At 66.1% G+C, this 15,474-nt stretch carries 11 protein-coding genes; 7 read left to right on the top strand and 4 right to left on the bottom strand.

Annotated elements, in window-relative coordinates; all coding sequences use genetic code 11:
• The first annotated feature begins 147 nt into the window (after positions 1–147).
• Entirely contained in the window at positions 148–1,131 is a 984-nt protein-coding gene (locus QFZ41_RS09460; RefSeq protein WP_429198527.1) for a LysR family transcriptional regulator, read from the top strand.
• Positions 1,132–1,224: 93 nt separating this feature from the next.
• Positions 1,225–2,367 (top strand): serine hydrolase domain-containing protein, encoded by a 1,143-nt coding sequence (locus tag QFZ41_RS09455; RefSeq protein WP_429198526.1) that lies wholly within the window; start codon positions 1,225–1,227, stop codon positions 2,365–2,367.
• Here QFZ41_RS09455 and QFZ41_RS09450 read toward each other — a convergent pair.
• Together QFZ41_RS09450 and QFZ41_RS09445 are read right to left on the bottom strand one after the other, a co-directional pair.
• Complete coding sequence (locus tag QFZ41_RS09450) at positions 2,364–3,920, bottom strand: winged helix-turn-helix domain-containing protein (protein ID WP_429198525.1); 1,557 nt, start codon at positions 3,918–3,920, stop codon at positions 2,364–2,366. The genes QFZ41_RS09455 and QFZ41_RS09450 overlap by 4 nt on opposite strands.
• Positions 3,921–3,940: 20 nt before the next feature.
• Positions 3,941–4,735: an undecaprenyl-diphosphate phosphatase gene (locus QFZ41_RS09445; protein WP_429198524.1), complete on the bottom strand. Its 795-nt coding sequence runs from the start codon at positions 4,733–4,735 to the stop codon at positions 3,941–3,943.
• Between the two features lie 158 nt (positions 4,736–4,893).
• On the opposite strand from QFZ41_RS09445, the gene QFZ41_RS09440 reads away from it, so the two are divergent.
• From QFZ41_RS09440 to QFZ41_RS09430, 3 genes are read left to right on the top strand one after another with little or no spacing between them, the layout of a single operon-like run.
• Positions 4,894–6,411, top strand: coding sequence for an efflux transporter outer membrane subunit (locus QFZ41_RS09440; RefSeq protein ID WP_429198523.1), 1,518 nt, complete (start codon positions 4,894–4,896; stop codon positions 6,409–6,411).
• On the top strand, positions 6,408–7,676 hold the full coding sequence (locus QFZ41_RS09435) for an efflux RND transporter periplasmic adaptor subunit (protein ID WP_429198522.1): 1,269 nt from the start codon (positions 6,408–6,410) through the stop codon (positions 7,674–7,676). The genes QFZ41_RS09440 and QFZ41_RS09435 overlap by 4 nt, the downstream gene beginning before the upstream one ends.
• Positions 7,677–7,679: 3 nt before the next feature.
• A complete protein-coding gene (locus tag QFZ41_RS09430) occupies positions 7,680–9,230 on the top strand; it encodes a DHA2 family efflux MFS transporter permease subunit (RefSeq protein WP_429198521.1) in 1,551 nt (516 codons plus the stop codon).
• 7 nt (positions 9,231–9,237) lie between these two features.
• Here QFZ41_RS09430 and acpA read toward each other — a convergent pair whose 3' ends face one another.
• Both acpA and QFZ41_RS09420 read right to left on the bottom strand, forming a co-directional pair.
• Positions 9,238–10,920, bottom strand: coding sequence for an acid phosphatase (gene acpA / locus QFZ41_RS09425; RefSeq protein WP_429198520.1), 1,683 nt, complete (start codon positions 10,918–10,920; stop codon positions 9,238–9,240).
• Between the two features lie 45 nt (positions 10,921–10,965).
• The gene (locus QFZ41_RS09420; RefSeq protein WP_429198519.1) at positions 10,966–12,804 is read right to left on the bottom strand and encodes a family 43 glycosylhydrolase; all 1,839 of its coding nucleotides are present in this window, start codon (positions 12,802–12,804) and stop codon (positions 10,966–10,968) included.
• 258 nt (positions 12,805–13,062) lie between these two features.
• On the opposite strand from QFZ41_RS09420, the gene glnA reads away from it, so the two are divergent.
• Together glnA and QFZ41_RS09410 are read left to right on the top strand one after the other, a co-directional pair.
• On the top strand, positions 13,063–14,475 hold the full coding sequence (gene glnA / locus QFZ41_RS09415; protein WP_306848445.1) for a type I glutamate--ammonia ligase: 1,413 nt from the start codon (positions 13,063–13,065) through the stop codon (positions 14,473–14,475).
• An 85-nt stretch (positions 14,476–14,560) separates the two neighbouring features.
• The gene (locus QFZ41_RS09410; RefSeq protein ID WP_429198518.1) at positions 14,561–15,346 is read left to right on the top strand and encodes a glutaminyl-peptide cyclotransferase; all 786 of its coding nucleotides are present in this window, start codon (positions 14,561–14,563) and stop codon (positions 15,344–15,346) included.
• Positions 15,347–15,474 lie beyond the last annotated feature (128 nt).

The following is a 15,474-nucleotide window of genomic DNA, read 5'->3' as shown; positions in this document are numbered from 1 at the left end:
GCCGCGCAGCGTGCGACCTCAACGTTGGTTGAGGTCAAGTCGGTCCGTCGCAGGTGGCGAAATTTAGGTCTTGCTCGTCAAGCGAAAAATGGGTCTACAATCATCCCGCCTGTGACGCCCAGTCATGAATGCATTCCGGAGTCGACGATGGAAGACTTTTCCGCGATCAGCGTTTTCGTCCGCGTGGTGGAAGCCAAGAGCTTTTCCGCCGCCGCGCAACACCTGCAGATGACCCCGTCGGGGGTCAGCCGGGCTATCTCGCGCCTGGAGGAAAGCCTGGGTGCACGATTGTTCTTCCGATCGACACGTTCGCTGAGGTTAAGCGACGATGGCGCCGCGTTCTATGCGCGTTGCAAGGAGATTCTTGCCGACCTGACCGAAGCCACCGAGGCTCTCGGATACGCCAAGACGAAGCCGGCGGGCAAGTTGCGCGTGGCGGCTTCGTCGGCGGTCGGGCGTGCGGCGTTGATCCCCAACCTCGCCGAGTTCGAGCACAAATTTCCCGATATCCGCCTCGAACTGACGATGTGCGACTTCCCGTTCGACCTGAACGAGGAAGGCTTCGATTGCGCCATCCGAATGGGCGAACTGGCCGATTCGAGCCTAATCGCACGCAAGATCGGCCATTTCAGCAACGTCCTGTGCGCCGCGCCGTCCTATCTGGCGCGGCACGGCATGCCGACCTCGATCGAGGACCTGAAGAACCACCGCTCGGTGAATTTCGTCCATCCGAGCACCGGCAAGCCGTACCAATGGCAGTTCGATTCGCCCAGCGGCCGGGTGTCGGTGGATGTCGACGCGCACATGCTGATCAACGACGGCGAGTCGGTGATCCAGGCGGCCATCGCCGGCCTGGGCATCATCCAGGCGCCGCATTGCCTGGCGGCGAGCGCCCTGGAGAAGGGCCTGCTCGAGATCATCATGACCGACACGATCTCCACGGGGTCGAACCTGTGGATCGTCTATCCGCAGAAGCGTCACCTCTCGGCGCGGGTCCAGGCTTTCATCGAGTGGACCAGCGAGTTGTTCCAGCGCACCAGCGAGCCGAAGTGCAAGCTGGTGCAACAGCAACAGGCGGAACTGGCGCGCATGCGCACGGCCCAGCCCCTGGAAATCGCGGCGGTCGCCTAGGCGCCGCCCCCGCTTCATAAATCTTCATACGCACTTCAGGCGCTTCACCGCGCCACGCGCTTCACTCCGGGCTCCACCAAGGGAGCCCAGACCATGCGCCGCACCACCCCTCGTTCCGTCCTTTCCAGCATGCGCCGCGCGACTGCGGCGTTGACGCTCGCCTTCGCCCTTCCCGCCGGTGCGGGCCAGTACCAGACGCCGAGGCAGGCGAACGATGGCTGGCCCACGGCCGATGCGACCGCGCTCGGCTGGAAGACCGCCATCCTGACGACCGTCGAGGACAAGATCGCCGACGGAACCTACAAGAAGATCACCAGCGTGCTCGTGGCCGACCACGGCCGGCTGGTTTACGAGCATTACTTCAATGGCGGGTCCGCCGACCTGCTGAACGACGTTCGTTCGGCGACCAAGAGCCTGACCGCCATGCTCGTCGGGGCGGCCATCGCGCGTGGCGCGATCCGCGATGTCACGGTGCCGGTGTACGGGTACTTTTCCGATGTCCATCTGGAGCGCGGCGATGCCCGCCGTGCGGCGATCACGCTGGAAGACCTGCTGACGATGAGCTCGATCTGGGAATGCGACGACGACAATTCGTTCTCCACGGGCAACGAAGAACGCATGTACGTATCCGAGCGCTGGCTGGACTTCGCGCTCAACCTGCCGGTTCGCGGGTATGCGCCGTGGGTCAGCCGGCCCAAGGACTCGCCCTACGGCCGTACGTTCTCCTATTGCACCGCGGGAGCGTTCGTCGCCGGGGCCGTGATCGAGCGGGCGACGAAGCAGCCGCTGGCGTCGTTCGCGCACGAGGCGTTGGAGGCGCCGCTGGGCATCTCGCAGGTGAAGTGGAACGCGTCGAGCGAGGGCATCGGCATGGGCGGCGGCGGAACGCGCTATCGCGCGCGGGACCTGGCCAAGCTCGGCCAGGTCGCCGCCGACGCGGGGCGTTGGCAGGGCAAGGCGGTGCTGCCAGCCGCGTGGGTGACCACGATGCTCACGCCGCATGTGCAGGCGCGGGACGATGCCGACTACGGTTACCTCTGGTGGCAGTTCCGCTTCCCCATCGCCGGCGTGGAGACGAAGGTGTGGGCGATGGGGGGCAATGGCGGCAACTATGTCTTCGTGCTGCCCGAGCGTGGACTCGTCGCGGTGATCACCAGCCAGGCCTATAACCAGGGCTACGCACATGCCCAGTCGCAGGCGATCTTCCGCGACATCGTGCTCAAGTCGTTGCCTTAACGCGCGGGGGCGCCGAGGTCGGAGGGCCGCCAGGGCGCCTGAAGGACACGGTTCCGGTCGGCCTCGACGCGGCGGGCGATGCTGTCGAGCACCGCGTCGAAGCCGGGGTCGCCGGCCAGTGGCGAGAACAGCGGCGACGCGCGCAGGTAACCGGCATCGCGCCAGCCCTTGTCCACGGCATCGGAAAGGGCGTCGATCGCGCCTCGCCGGTCGCCCGCGGTTTGCAACAGCAAGGCGAGTTCGAGCCGGCTGGCCGGCCAGGGGTCGCCCGCCAGCGAAGCGCGGGTGGCGGCGATGCGCTGGTTCAGCCATGCCGGATCGACTGGCGCCACCCCATGCAATACGGCCAGAGTGGCAGGCAGGCTCGCGTCGGGCCGTAACGCCCTCGCTTCGGCGAAGGCGTTGGCGGCCGCCGTGCGGTCGCCGCGGCGCAAGGCCAGTTCGCCTTCCAGCTGGGCCAGCTCGGCGCGCGCGGTGCCGCGCGTGCGTGCCTGCGCCAGCGCTTCGCGTGCCTCGTCGAAGCGCCCGTGGGCGAACAGGAAGGCGGGCCAGCCAATGTTGCCGAAGACGTTGTCCGGCGCGAGGTCGAAGAGATGCTTGTAGCGGATCTCCGCGACGCTGGCGAAGCCCAGCAAGTCGTAGGCGCGGGCAAGCTGCACCTCGCGGAACCGCACCCGCGAAGGGTCTCCGCGCATGTCGAGGTTCGCGTGCAGGGCGTCGGCCAGCCGGCCCTGCTCCTGGTAGAGATAGGCGGCGGAGGCGCGGCTTGGATCGTCGGAGGGGTCGAGGCGTACCGCACGCTCGTAGCCCGCGATCGCACCGGGAATATCGCCGAGACAATCGCGGGCATAGCCGAGGGCGGACCACGCCATCGCGCTGTCTTGCCGCGCGGCGACCGCCCGGGTAGCGAGCCGCAGTGCATCGCGCGCTTCCGCCGGGCCGGCGTTGTAGAGGCAGCTGCGCGCGGAACGCGTGCGGCTGGCGCCCGACAGCGCCTCGACATCGCCCGGCGCTTCCCGCAGGGCGCGATCGTACAGCGCGAGGGCGCGTTCGTTGTTGTCGCGCTGGCCCATGGCCGCATACCAGCGCGCGCGATCCAGCACGTCGCGTTGCGCGCCGGCCACGGGCTTCTGTTCGCGGGCGAGGAAGCCGACGCCGACCGACGTCGCAGCGAGGATGCCGACCGCCGCGACCGCAGGCCACAACGTGCGCCGCCGTGGCGCGGCTCCGGTGAGCGGTAACGGCGCCGCACCCAGCTGATAGCCACGGCTGCGTACGCTACGGATGTAGCGCGGTTGCCGCGCATCGTCGCCCAGGGCCTGGCGAAGCAGGCGCACCCGCTGGGTGACGGTCTCCTCGTTCACCACCGCCGGTGCCCATACCTCCGATATCAACTCGTCGAAACCGACGACGCGGTCGCCGTGTCCTACCAGGTAAGCCAGCAACTGGAAGCTCAGGCCCGCCACGTCGAGGGGCGTCCCGCCACGTTCGACCCGCTGCCGTGCGAGATCGATCGTGAGGTCGAGCAAGCGGTAGCGGGTCACCTTGTCCATGTGGGTGGTTGTCGCGGGTCTCAGCCGCCGGCCGGCAGGAGCAGCAACAGCGCGATACCCAGCGCGATGCGATAGATGGCGAAGGCGGTGAATCGATGCGAACGGATGTAGCCGAGCAACCATTTCACGGCCACGAAGGCGACGATCGTGGACACCACGAAAGCCACGCCCAGCCCGGTCCAGTCTTCACCGGCGGCACCGCCGTGCTGGAAGGTCTTCAGCAACTCATACCCGGTCGCCGCGTACATCGTGGGAATGCCGACGAGGAAGGCGAACTCCGTGGCCGCCGCGCGGTTGTTCGTACCGGCGAGCATGGCGATGAAGATCGTGGCGGCGGATCGCGACGTGCCGGGAAAGATGCCCGCGACGATCTGGGCCAGGCCGACGAGGATCGCCACCTTCCAGGTGATGAAAGCGCGTTCGGGCCGCTGCGCGGCGAGCTTCTCCGCCAGCATCATCCAGATGCCACCGATGATGAGGGCCCAGGCGATGGGGGTGACGGTCTCGGGCAACTTGAAGCCGAGCTTGGCCACGACGAGGCCGAGCGCCGCGGTGATCAGGAAGGCGACCAGCAGTTTCAGCACGTAGTCGCGCGTCTCCGGCCTGCGCCAGTTCATGGCCAGGCTCCACAACGTGCGCCAGTAGATGAAGGTGACGGCGAGGATCGCGCCTGCCTGGATCGCCACGTTGAACAGGTCCGAGCGGGCACCGAGCCAACGTTCGGCGATAAGCAGGTGACCGGTGCTGGAGATGGGCAGGAATTCGGTGATCCCCTCGACGATGCCGAGGAGGATGGCGCTGATCAGGTCGTTCACGTCGGGGACTTTCCGATAGGGGACGGCCCCATAGCTTAGCCGCAGGCCACCCCACCCCGTCACGCGATGCCCACGCGGGGCGCTGATATGTTCGGTGACGCATGGCGGGCGGCCCCCCGTGGCCGCCCGGTCGCAAGAACTTCCGATACGGAACTGCCATGGCGTCATTCATCCAACGGACGCGCCGTCCCCACGGCGGCATGCGCGTCGCCGTCATCGTCGCGTTGCTGGCGCTCGCCGGATGCGCTCCCCCGGTGAGGCCTCCGGCCTTCGTGCCACGCGATGAAGTGCCTCTCGCGGGATTGCCCACCTCGCAGGCGGGCTGGCCGCGCGCGGAATGGTGGAAGCGGTATGGCGACGCCCAGCTGGATCGCGTCGTCGACCTCGCCATGCGTGGCTCGCCGGACATGGAGCAAGCCGAAGCACGCTACCGCGCGGCGCTGCGTGCCGTCGACACCGCCAGAGCCGAGCTGAATCCGCAGGTGCGCGGCTTGCTGGACGGTACGCACGGTTATAGCGACGTGGCCGTACGCGGCGACGTGCCGGGCGCCGCGGGTAGCGCGCAGCGTTTCCAGCTCAACCCCGGGCATAGCTGGAGCAACAGCGGCGTGGCCGGTGCGCTGGCGACATGGGACCTCGATCTCTGGGGCAAGCAGAAGGATGCCGTGGCCGCGGCCGTGGGACAGGCCCGCGCGGCCGAAGCGGAGCGGGCGTCGGTGGCGACGTCGCTTCAATACAACGTAGTGAATACCTATTTCGACTGGCAAGCGCAGCAGGCACGCCTCGCCATCGCCCGCCATGCCGCCTCGAGTTCGGCGCAGTACCGTGAACTGGTCGCGCTGCGCGTGCGCAGCGGCCTGGACGATCCCTCGGCACTCGACCAGGCCGACGCGCAGCTCGCGCAGTTGCGCCGCTCGGAAGCGCAACTCGAAGGCGCCGCGAACCTCGATAGCGTGCAACTCGCGGCGCTGGCCGGCGTCTCGCCGGACGAGTTGGGCGCGCTGACGTCGACGCCGTTGCCGTCGCCCGATACGAGCCTTCCGCCCGACGCCCGGCTCGGCCTGCTGGCACGGCGGCCCGACATCGCCGCCGCGCGCTGGCGGATCGAGGCTTCGTCGAAAAACATCGACCAGGCACGCAAGGCCTACTATCCGGACGTGAGCCTGATGGCCCTCGGCGCGTTCCTGCGCACCTATCCCGACCTGGGCTCGGGCACGCGCACCGACCTGACCCTCGGCAACGTGGGTGCCAGCGTGCAATTGCCGATCTTCAGTGGCGGGCGCTTGCGCGCGCAGTACGAGAGCGCGCAGGCACAGCTGGACAGCGCCGTCGCCCAGTACGACGGGGCCGTGGTGCAGGCGGCGGGTGAGATCGCGCAAGGCGTCGCCACGCTGCGGATGCTCGACGACCAGCGCCTGCAGGTGGACCGCCAGTACGAAGCGACGGCGGCACAGAAGGCCAAGGCCGCCGATCGCCGCTCGAAGGGCCTGATCGACGACCGCACCTGGCTCAACGCCGACATGCAACTGGACCAGCAACGCGACGCGCGCCTGCAACTCGCCAGCCAGATGCTTTCGGCCAACCTGTCCCTCATCCATGCGCTCGGCGGCGGCTACCACGTCGACGACCTGCCCGATCTTCCGGCACCTGCCGCCGGAAAGGACTCAACGCGATGACTCCAGAGAAAGACGAACCCCGCGACGACGAAGCGCGGCGCGAGAAAAACGAAAACAAGGACGAAAAGAAGAAGGAGGAAACGAAGGACGACCCGAAGGCCCGGCGCAAGAAGGTGATCATCCTCTCCGCCATCGCCGCCGTCTTCGTCCTCGCCGGTCTTGTCTGGCTGCTGCTCTACATCTTCGTCTTCTCGCAGCGGGAAACCACCGACGATGCCTACGTGAAAGGCGACATGGTGACGATTTCTTCCCGTGTCGCCGGTACGGTGGTCGAAGTGGCGGTCGAGGAAACCGAACGCGTGCACCAGGGGCAGGTACTGGTGAAGCTCGATCCCGTCGATGCCCGCGTCGCCCTGATGAACGCCGAAGGACAACTCGCCCAGGCCGTTCGCGAGGCGCAGGCGCGCATGCAGCAGGCGAACCAGGCCGATGCGGCGATTCCGCAGCGTCGCGCCCAGTACGAGCAGGCTCGCGACGAATACAACCGTCGTCATCCCTTGCTGGAGCGCCGGGCGGTATCGGCCGAGGAAGTGGACACCGGCAAGCGGCAGATGCAGCAGGCGATGGCTGCCTTGCAGGCCGCCGAACGCGAGGCCGCGGCCGCCCACGCGCAGGTGGATGGCACCACCGTGGAGGACTTTCCCGCGGTGATCCAGGCGCGTGCGCAGTTCCGCAACGCATGGGTGAACAACGGGCGGAACGCGATCGTCTCACCCATCGAAGGCTACGCGGCCCGGCGCCAGGTGCAGGTCGGGCAACGGATCCAGCCCGGGCAGGACCTGCTCACGGTCGTTCCCTTATCCGACCTGTGGGTGGACGCGAACTTCAAGGAAACGCAACTCGAAAACATCCGCATCGGGCAACCGGTGAAGATAACGACGGACATGTACTCCGATGTCGAATACCACGGCACGGTGGTCGGCCTCAACGCGGGCACGGGCAGCGCCTTCTCGCTCTTGCCGGCAGAGAACGCCACCGGCAACTGGATCAAGGTCGTGCAGCGGCTGCCGGTACGCGTGGCGATAAACGCCGACGACCTGCGCAAGCATCCCCTGCGCATCGGCTTGTCCACGTACGTGAACGTGGACACGCACGATCGCGACGGCCGGGTGCTGGCGGAAACCCCGCGGGACAAGCCGTTGGCGAGCACCAACGTGTACGAGCAGGAGATGGACCGCGCCGACGAACGCGCTCAGGAAATCATTCGCGCCAACACGGTCGACGCGGTGCCGAAGCCGGTCGCGGCGGCAAGGCGTGGCGGCTGAACCATGGCGGCACCGAACGGGAGCGGCCAGTCGAGGCCACCGCTGCGCGGCGCGCAACTGGCGCTCCTGACCGCCGGCGTGGCGTTCGCCACGTTCATGGAGGTGCTCGATATATCCATCGTCAACGTGTCGGTGCGGACCATCGCCGGGAACCTCGGCGTCAGCAGCAACGAAGGCACGATGGCGATCAGCGCATACTCCATGGCGAGCGCGGTGATGCAGCCGCTGACCGGCTGGATCGCGCGGCGCTTCGGCGAAGTGCGCACCTTCGCCATCTCGGTGACGTTGTTCGTGGTGTTCTCGGCCTTGTGCGGCTTCTCGCAAAGCATGCCGATGCTCATCGTGTTCCGCCTGTGCCAGGGGGCCGTGTCGGGGCCGATGGTGCCGTTGTCGCAAACCCTGTTGCTGAACAATTATCCGGTGGCCAGACGCCCGATCGCGCTGGCGTTATGGGCGATGACCGTCGTGGTGGCGCCCGTGTTCGGTCCCATCCTCGGCGGCTGGATCACCGACAACTACCACTGGTCGTGGATCTTCTTCATCAACATTCCCGTTGGCCTGTTCGCCATCGTGGTCACGTATGCGCTCCTGCGCGACCGCGAATCGAAGATCGTGAAGATGCCGGTCGACGCGGTGGGCCTGTTCCTCCTCGCCGTAGGCGTGGGCTGCCTGCAGTTCATGCTCGACAACGGCAACGACGACGACTGGTTCACCTCGAAGACAATCACCGTGCTGGCGATCGTATCGCTGGTGTGCCTGACCTTCCTCGTCGCCTGGGAGCTGATGCACAAGAACCCCGTGGTGGAGCTGCGCCTGCTGGGCAAACGGAACTTCCTCGTCGGCGTGCTATGCCTTTCGTTGGGCATGTTCGCGTTCTTCGGTGGCACGGTGGTCATGCCGATGTGGGTACAGGAGGTGCTCGGCTATACGGCCACATGGGCCGGCTTCGTCGTCGCGCCGATCGGCCTGCTGGCCATCGTCATGTCACCGCTGGTCGGCGCCTTCCAGAACAAGTTCGACCTGCGTCTGCTGAACACGGTCGGCTTCGCCATCTTCGCCGGCGCGTCGTTCTACATGTCCACGTTGAGCACCAACGCGCCTTACAGCGAACTGGCGCTTCCACGCATGTGCATGGGGGCGGGCGTGGCGTTGTTCTTCGTGCCGGTGAACCAGATCATCCTGTCCGGCCTGCCCGACGAGCGCGTGGCCAGCGCCTCCGGCCTCTCGAATTTCTTCCGCACGCTGGCCGGCAGCATCGCCACGGCGGTCAGTACGACGATGTACTCGCATCGGACGACCTACCATCACGCGGTGCTTGCCGAAAACGTCTCCGAGGGCAGCCGGGCGTCGACGGAGTACCTCGACCGCTTCCAGGCTTTCGGCGTGCAAGGCCCCACGGCGAACGCGGCGTTGAACCGTATCGTGGACATGCAGGCCGCGACCCTCGCCGTCAACGACGTCTTCTGGGTCTTCGGCCTGATGTTCGGGCTGGCCATGATCGCGATCTGGTTCGCGAAGCCGCCGTTCGCCTCGGGCGGCACGCCGGGACACTGAGCGGTGGCTAGGCCTTGAGGCTGAAGTCCAGCGTCTCGGTCAGGTCGCCGGGCGCGGGTCCGCCAGCGGCGATCATCGCGTCGTCGCGCATCTTCAGACCGGGCAGGGTTTCCAGCTTGAACCTGCGGGTGATGAAGCGGGCGATGGAGCCTGTGTCGTAGACCGTATGTTCCACGTGACCGCGTTTCGCGTAAGGCGAGATCACCAGCGCGGGAATGCGCGTGCCCGGCCCCCAGCGGTCGCCCTTGGGAGGTGCGACATGGTCCCACCAGCCACCGTTCTCATCGAAGGTGACGATGACCAGCATGTTCTTCCATTGCGCGCTCTTGCGCAGGTGGTGGACCACGTTGGCGATGTGACGGTCGCCCGCTTCCACGTCGGAGTAACCCGCGTGCATGTTGAGATCGCCTTGCGGCTTGTAGAACGTCACCGCCGGTAGCTTGCCCGCGTCCACGTCGGCGAGGAAGCGATTGGTCGCCGATGTCTCTCCCAGGCCACCATCACGCAGGTGCCGCTTGCGAGCCTCGGTTCCCGGGGCCAGCGACACGAAGTAGTTCAGTGGCTGGTGGTGGGCCTGGAAGTTCGGCGTCTGCGGAAAGCCGCCATCCGTGCCGTCGCCTTTTCCGTCGAGGGCGGCCTGGAAGCCGCCCGCGTACCATGCCCAGTCGACACCCTTGTCCGACAGCAGGTCGCCGATGTGCTTGTGCGTTTGCGGCGGCAGCGTATTCGCGCTGGTCGCATCGGTGAGCAAGGGGTTCTTGCGATCCACGTTGAAGCCGGGCGAGTAGGGCGGTCCCATGGTGTTGACGGCCCGGAAATCCGGCGTCAGCGAATTATGGTGGGCGAACTTCGGCTTGCCCTGCATGGCGCTGGCCGGTGAGTCCTCCGCCATCTTCAGGCGGTGATCCTGCGGGTCGCCGCTTTCGGTCACCGCGATGTTGAACTGCGCCGGGCTCTTGCCCGCGTCGGGATAGAAGGGCGGCTGCGCGGCCACGAGGTACTGGTGGTTGAGGAACGAGCCGCCGAACGCGCCCATGAAGAAGTTGTCGCAGAGGGTGAACTGCTCGGCGAGGCGCCAGAGGCGCAGGTGCACGGGCGTGCTGGCGTAGTAGCCCATGGTGAGCGCGCCATTGTCGCCCCAGGCCACGAAGCCGTCGTTCTTTCCGCCGTTGATCTGCAGCTGGTTGTTGTAGAACGCGTGCACGAGGTCGCGCGTGACGAGACCGTGGGGCAGCGGCGTGCCGTCGCCCGTGTGCAAGGCCCAGGGTGCGTTGGGCAAGCCGGCGATATCTTTCTCGACGATCTTGTAACTCTTGTGATCGACGACCTGTTCATGGGGCACCATGCCACCCCAGATCGGCGGAAGCGTCTTGAAGACGGTTCCGTCGCGATCACGCTGCATGTACCGCTCCGGCGGCACCGCGCTCAGGGGTTGCTGCAAGCCAGGGAAGTCACCGAACAGGTTGTTGAAACTGCGGTTCTCCGCATAGATCACCACGACATTCTGGATGTGCTTGTCGAGCAAGGCATCCAGGTCCTTCCCGCCGGGCGGCCGTGCAGCGGGCTTCTTGTCGTCGGCGATGGCCTCCTGCACCCCGCCCAGCGCAAGCAGCGCGCCCGTGGCGGCCATGCCTCCGAGCAGGCGGCGCCGCCCGGTGTCGAGGGTGTCGTCATCGTGTTCGTTCGTCATGCCATTACCCAGCAGCCTGGTGGGAAGCGGCCTGGGCCGCGACTCTTAAGGAATTATGTTTACAATCTGCGACAAGCCAGAAACGCCACGCTCGTCGAAAGCCTCCACGGCCACGACGTAACGGACGCCCTTGTTGAGAGCACGCAGGGTAAACGATGTCGGCTGGTCCGCGAAACGCTGGTAGCTCGAGTGCAGGCGATCGGCGGCCAGGCCCCAACGGACGTTGTATCCGACGGCACCTGGCACGGGCTCCCACGCGACCGTCGCCTCGCGGGCATCGTGGCCGCGCTTCGCGGTGAGGCCTTTCGGCGCGGATGGCGGCGCGCCGTCCGCGTTCCCGAAAACGCGCAGGTCGGAGATCGCAAGATGCTTCGCCCCCACGTGCTTGTGGACATAGCGGATGAAGCGCAGGCGTCGCGGTTCGCGCAATTCGACGTAGGCGTTGGGGCGGTCGCGCGTCTCGTTCGACAAGTCGGCCAGTACCGTCCAGTGCTCGCCGTCCGTGGAGCCTTGCAAGACGAAGCGCGTCACGAGGTCAGGTGCATCGCCGAACCGGCCGGACCGGTAATCCGCGTAGTCGACCTGCACGGCGCGCACGGTCGGCGTGCCACTGAGGTCGAGCGTGAGTGTTTGTCCAGTCTCGTTCGCCTTCGCCACCCAGAACGAACGAGGGTCTTCATCGGTCAACGTGGATGCGGGATGGCCGGGCAGCGCGGACGACGCGACCACGTTCTTGCGATACGAGAGCAGCATCCAGCCGGTGAAGGTGTCCTCGCCATCGCGCAGCGCGCGATCAGGCATGCGATGGGGGAAGTCGCCGAACCGCGTGTCGATCCACATCTGGCCATCGTCGTGCCATCCGGCGGGAAAGAGATCGATGCGCCGCTCGAAGGTCCAGTTCACGCCGAGCCACGCGGTGCCCGCGTTCCACGTATTGCCATAGGCATCCTCGAAGGTGGAACCGTGGCCCGCGCCGGTGACGAAGCCACCGGGCTTGTAGCCCACCGGGTTGTATGGCGCGTATTCGAAGGGCCCCAGCGGGCTCCGGCCAACGTAGACGCCCGTGGCGTACACGTTGTACTCGGTGCCGGGCGCGCCGTACTGGAGGTAGTAGCGGCCGCCGTGCTTGTTCATCCACGAGCCTTCCAGGTACGCCGGCTTGTCGCCCATCGAATGGTCCGGGCCGAAGCGCTCCCAGCCGTGGTTGGCGGGGTCCATCCGGACGGCCGCCTGCGGCTTGGTCAGGAAGGCGAGCCGCTTGCCTTCGCCTTCCCGGGAATCGAGCTGGAAATCGACTTGCGCCGCATACAGGGGATGCGTGTCCGACGAGCCCCAGTACAGGTACACCTTGCCGTCATCGTCCTGGAAAAGGCCGGGGTCCCATGGCCCCGGCGGCAGCGGCCCCGTGCTTTGCCGCTTGCCCGCTTCGTCGTATTGGGTCGCGCCCGGCACGGGCGGCAACTGCCGCGTCCAGAATTCCCATCGGCCACTCGCCGGATCGGTGGACACCATCAGCGGACGCGGGGCGAACGCCGATTGCATCAGGAACAACTTGCCGTCCGCGACCAGGGTCGCCGGTGCCACCTCGCTGTCGAAGGGCCAGTGGTCCGGCTTCACGAAGCGCCAGTTCACCAGGTCGGTCGAGGTCCAGTACCCGTCGGCGAGCGTCTGGAACAGGTAGAACGCGTCGCCATACCTCACGATCGCCGGGTCCGCGCCCGTCCGGTACGAGATCCCTTCGTTCATCTGCTCGAAGTTGTAGCGGTAGTCGATGTCGAGGGGGTTGGCGTAGGTGCGCGGCGGGTCTCCCTGCCCGGTGGTGTCAGTGGCGGCGACGCTGGCGTGGGCAAGCAGGAGGCCGAGCAAAAACAGGGTCTGGCGCATGGAAAAGTCCGGCAGGGGCCGCTGGGCACGGGAGGCGAAAGGATTGTGCCGCGTAACACCGGTTACGCCTCGGACGGGACGGGTCGGCGCTCAGAACGGTGCATCGCGCCGGATTGTGCACCAAAATGGTGCGTTTGCACGCGACGCCTTTGCCCGTTCTATGATGCCGAGGCTTACCCCAGGCCGGTCCGTCGATGGCGGAGACGCTGGCATAGCGATTGCTAAACGCACTCCGCCCCATACCCATTCGAGGTTTGTATGTCCGCCGCTTCCAAAGTGCTGAACCTGATCCAGGACGAGGAAATCGAGTTCGTCGACCTGCGCTTCGCCGACATCCTCGGCAAGCACCACCATGTCACGTTCCCCGCTCATGCCATCGACGAGGGCACCTTCGAAGACGGCAAGATGTTCGACGGTTCGTCGATCGCCGGCTGGAAGGGCATCAACGAGTCGGACATGGTTCTCATGCCCGATCCGGAAACGGCGCACCTCGATCCGTTCAGCGCGCACAAGCAGCTGATCATGCATTGCGACGTGCTCGAACCGAGCACCATGCAGGCCTACGGCCGCGACCCGCGCTCCATCGCCAAGCGTGCCGAAGCCTTCCTGAAGTCCACCGGCATCGCCGACACCGCGTTCTTCGGTCCGGAACCCGAGTTCTTCATCTTCGACTCGGTGCGCTGGCAGAACGACATGGGCCGCGTGTTCTACGAGATCGGCTCGGAAGAAGCCGCGTGGTCGTCGCGCTACAAGTACGACGGCACCAACACCGGCCACCGCCCGGGCGTGAAGGGCGGCTATTTCCCGGTCAGTCCCGTGGACAGCCTCGGCGACTTGCGCGCCGACATGTGCAAGGTGCTGGAGTCGCTGGGCCAGGTCGTCGAAGTACACCACCATGAAGTGGCCAACGCCGGCCAGTGCGAGATCGGCACCCGCTTCAATACCCTGGTGAAGAAGGCCGACGAGCTGATGACGATGAAGTACGTCATCAAGAACGTCGCCCACCAGGCCGGTAAGACCGTCACCTTCATGCCGAAGCCGATCGTCGGCGACAACGGCTCGGGCATGCACGTGCACCAGTCGCTGTCGAAGAACGGCGAGAACCTGTTCGCGGGCGACCTCTACGGTGGCCTGTCGCAGACGGCGCTGTGGTACATCGGCGGCATCTTCAAGCACGCCAAGGCGATCAACGCCTTCGCCAACTCCACCACGAACAGCTACAAGCGCCTGGTCCCGGGCTTCGAAGCGCCGGTGATGCTGGCTTACTCGGCGCGCAACCGCTCGGCGTCCTGCCGTATCCCCTACGTGTCGAGTCCGAAGGGCCGCCGTATCGAGATCCGTTTCCCGGACCCGATGCAGTCGGGCTACCTGACCTTCACCGTGCTGATGATGGCCGGCCTCGATGGCATCCTGAACAAGATCGACCCGGGCGCGCCGGCCGACAAGGATCTCTACGACCTGCCGCCCGAAGAAGAGAAGAACATCCCGCAGGTCTGCGCCAGCCTCGACGAGGCGCTCGTCGCCCTCGACAAGGATCGCGAGTTCCTCAAGGCCGGTGGCGTGTTCACCGACGACTTCATCGATGGCTACATCGCGCTGAAGATGCAGGAAGTGACCCGCTACCGCGCGAGTACGCACCCGCTCGAGTTCCAGATGTACTACGCGATCTGATCGTGCGATCGGTGTCGTGGTGATCAAAGGGGCGCTTCGGCGCCCCTTTCCTTATGATGCGGCGTCCGCCGTGGAAGTCCTTCCCTTGAACAAGATCGCCGCGCTCGCTTTCGTCGCCCTGGCCGCGGTTTCCTTCGGCCCGCGGGCCGGGGCCGCCGCCATTCCCGTGTATGGCTACAAGGTGGTCCATACGTATCCGCACGACGCGCAAGCCTTCACGGAAGGCTTGTTCTATGAAGACGGTTACCTCTTCGAAAGCACCGGCGAGCGCGGCATGTCCACCGTCCGCAAGGTAAAACTCACCACGGGCGAGGTCGTGCAGCGGCTGGATACGCCACCCGGGTATTTCGGTGAAGGTATCGTTTCCACCGGCACGAAGCTGGTGCAGTTGACCTGGCAGGAGGGCATCGCGTTCGTCTACGACAAGGCGAGCTTCCGGTTGATCGGTGGGTTCCGTTACCCCGGCGAAGGCTGGGCCTTCACCCGCGACGCGGCACATATCTACATGAGCGACGGCACGCCGACCATTCGTGTCCTCGACCCTGCCAGCTTCGAGCGCACCGGATCGATCGACGTGACCGCGGAAGGCGTTCCCCTGCGGAACATCAATGAGCTGGAATGGGTCAAGGGCGAGATCTACGCCAACATCTGGCAGACCGACCGCATAGCCCGCATCGATCCCGGTACCGGCCACGTCGTTGGCTGGATCGACCTGAAGGGCTTGATGGACAGGTCGAAGCTGGCCGACCTCAGCGACGATGTGCTCAACGGCATCGCCTACGACGCCGCGCACGATCGGCTGTTCGTGACGGGCAAGCGTTGGCCTTCCCTGTTCGAGATCCGGCTCGTCCGTGAGCCCCAACGTCCCTGAGCCGCGCGCGTTCGTCTCGTTCGACCACGAATGTGAAGACGGGAATTTCAAGCCCTGGCGTCCCCTGCCGATGACGTATGAGCGGCGTTGAGTGGATTCTCATGCTCGCTGTATAGTCAGGTTCACAT

This window comes from Luteibacter sp. W1I16 (assembly GCF_050434905.1).
Classification (GTDB): domain Bacteria; phylum Pseudomonadota; class Gammaproteobacteria; order Xanthomonadales; family Rhodanobacteraceae; genus Luteibacter.
Note: the sequence above shows the minus strand (reverse complement) of the source record. Positions and strands in the feature narration are given on the sequence as shown.

Bases quoted from the DNA above. Each gene is read 5' to 3' on its own strand.
- QFZ41_RS09450 (WP_429198525.1), bottom strand. From the start codon at position 3,920: ATGGACAAGGTGACCCGCTACCGCTTGCTCGACCTCACGATCGATCTC.
- QFZ41_RS09430 (WP_429198521.1), top strand. From the start codon at position 7,680: ATGGCGGCACCGAACGGGAGCGGCCAGTCGAGGCCACCGCTGCGCGGC.
- QFZ41_RS09455 (WP_429198526.1), top strand. From the start codon at position 1,225: ATGCGCCGCACCACCCCTCGTTCCGTCCTTTCCAGCATGCGCCGCGCG.
- acpA (WP_429198520.1), bottom strand. From the start codon at position 10,920: ATGACGAACGAACACGATGACGACACCCTCGACACCGGGCGGCGCCGC.
- QFZ41_RS09440 (WP_429198523.1), top strand. From the start codon at position 4,894: ATGGCGTCATTCATCCAACGGACGCGCCGTCCCCACGGCGGCATGCGC.
- QFZ41_RS09435 (WP_429198522.1), top strand. From the start codon at position 6,408: ATGACTCCAGAGAAAGACGAACCCCGCGACGACGAAGCGCGGCGCGAG.
- QFZ41_RS09460 (WP_429198527.1), top strand. From the start codon at position 148: ATGGAAGACTTTTCCGCGATCAGCGTTTTCGTCCGCGTGGTGGAAGCC.
- glnA (WP_306848445.1), top strand. From the start codon at position 13,063: ATGTCCGCCGCTTCCAAAGTGCTGAACCTGATCCAGGACGAGGAAATC.
- QFZ41_RS09420 (WP_429198519.1), bottom strand. From the start codon at position 12,804: ATGCGCCAGACCCTGTTTTTGCTCGGCCTCCTGCTTGCCCACGCCAGC.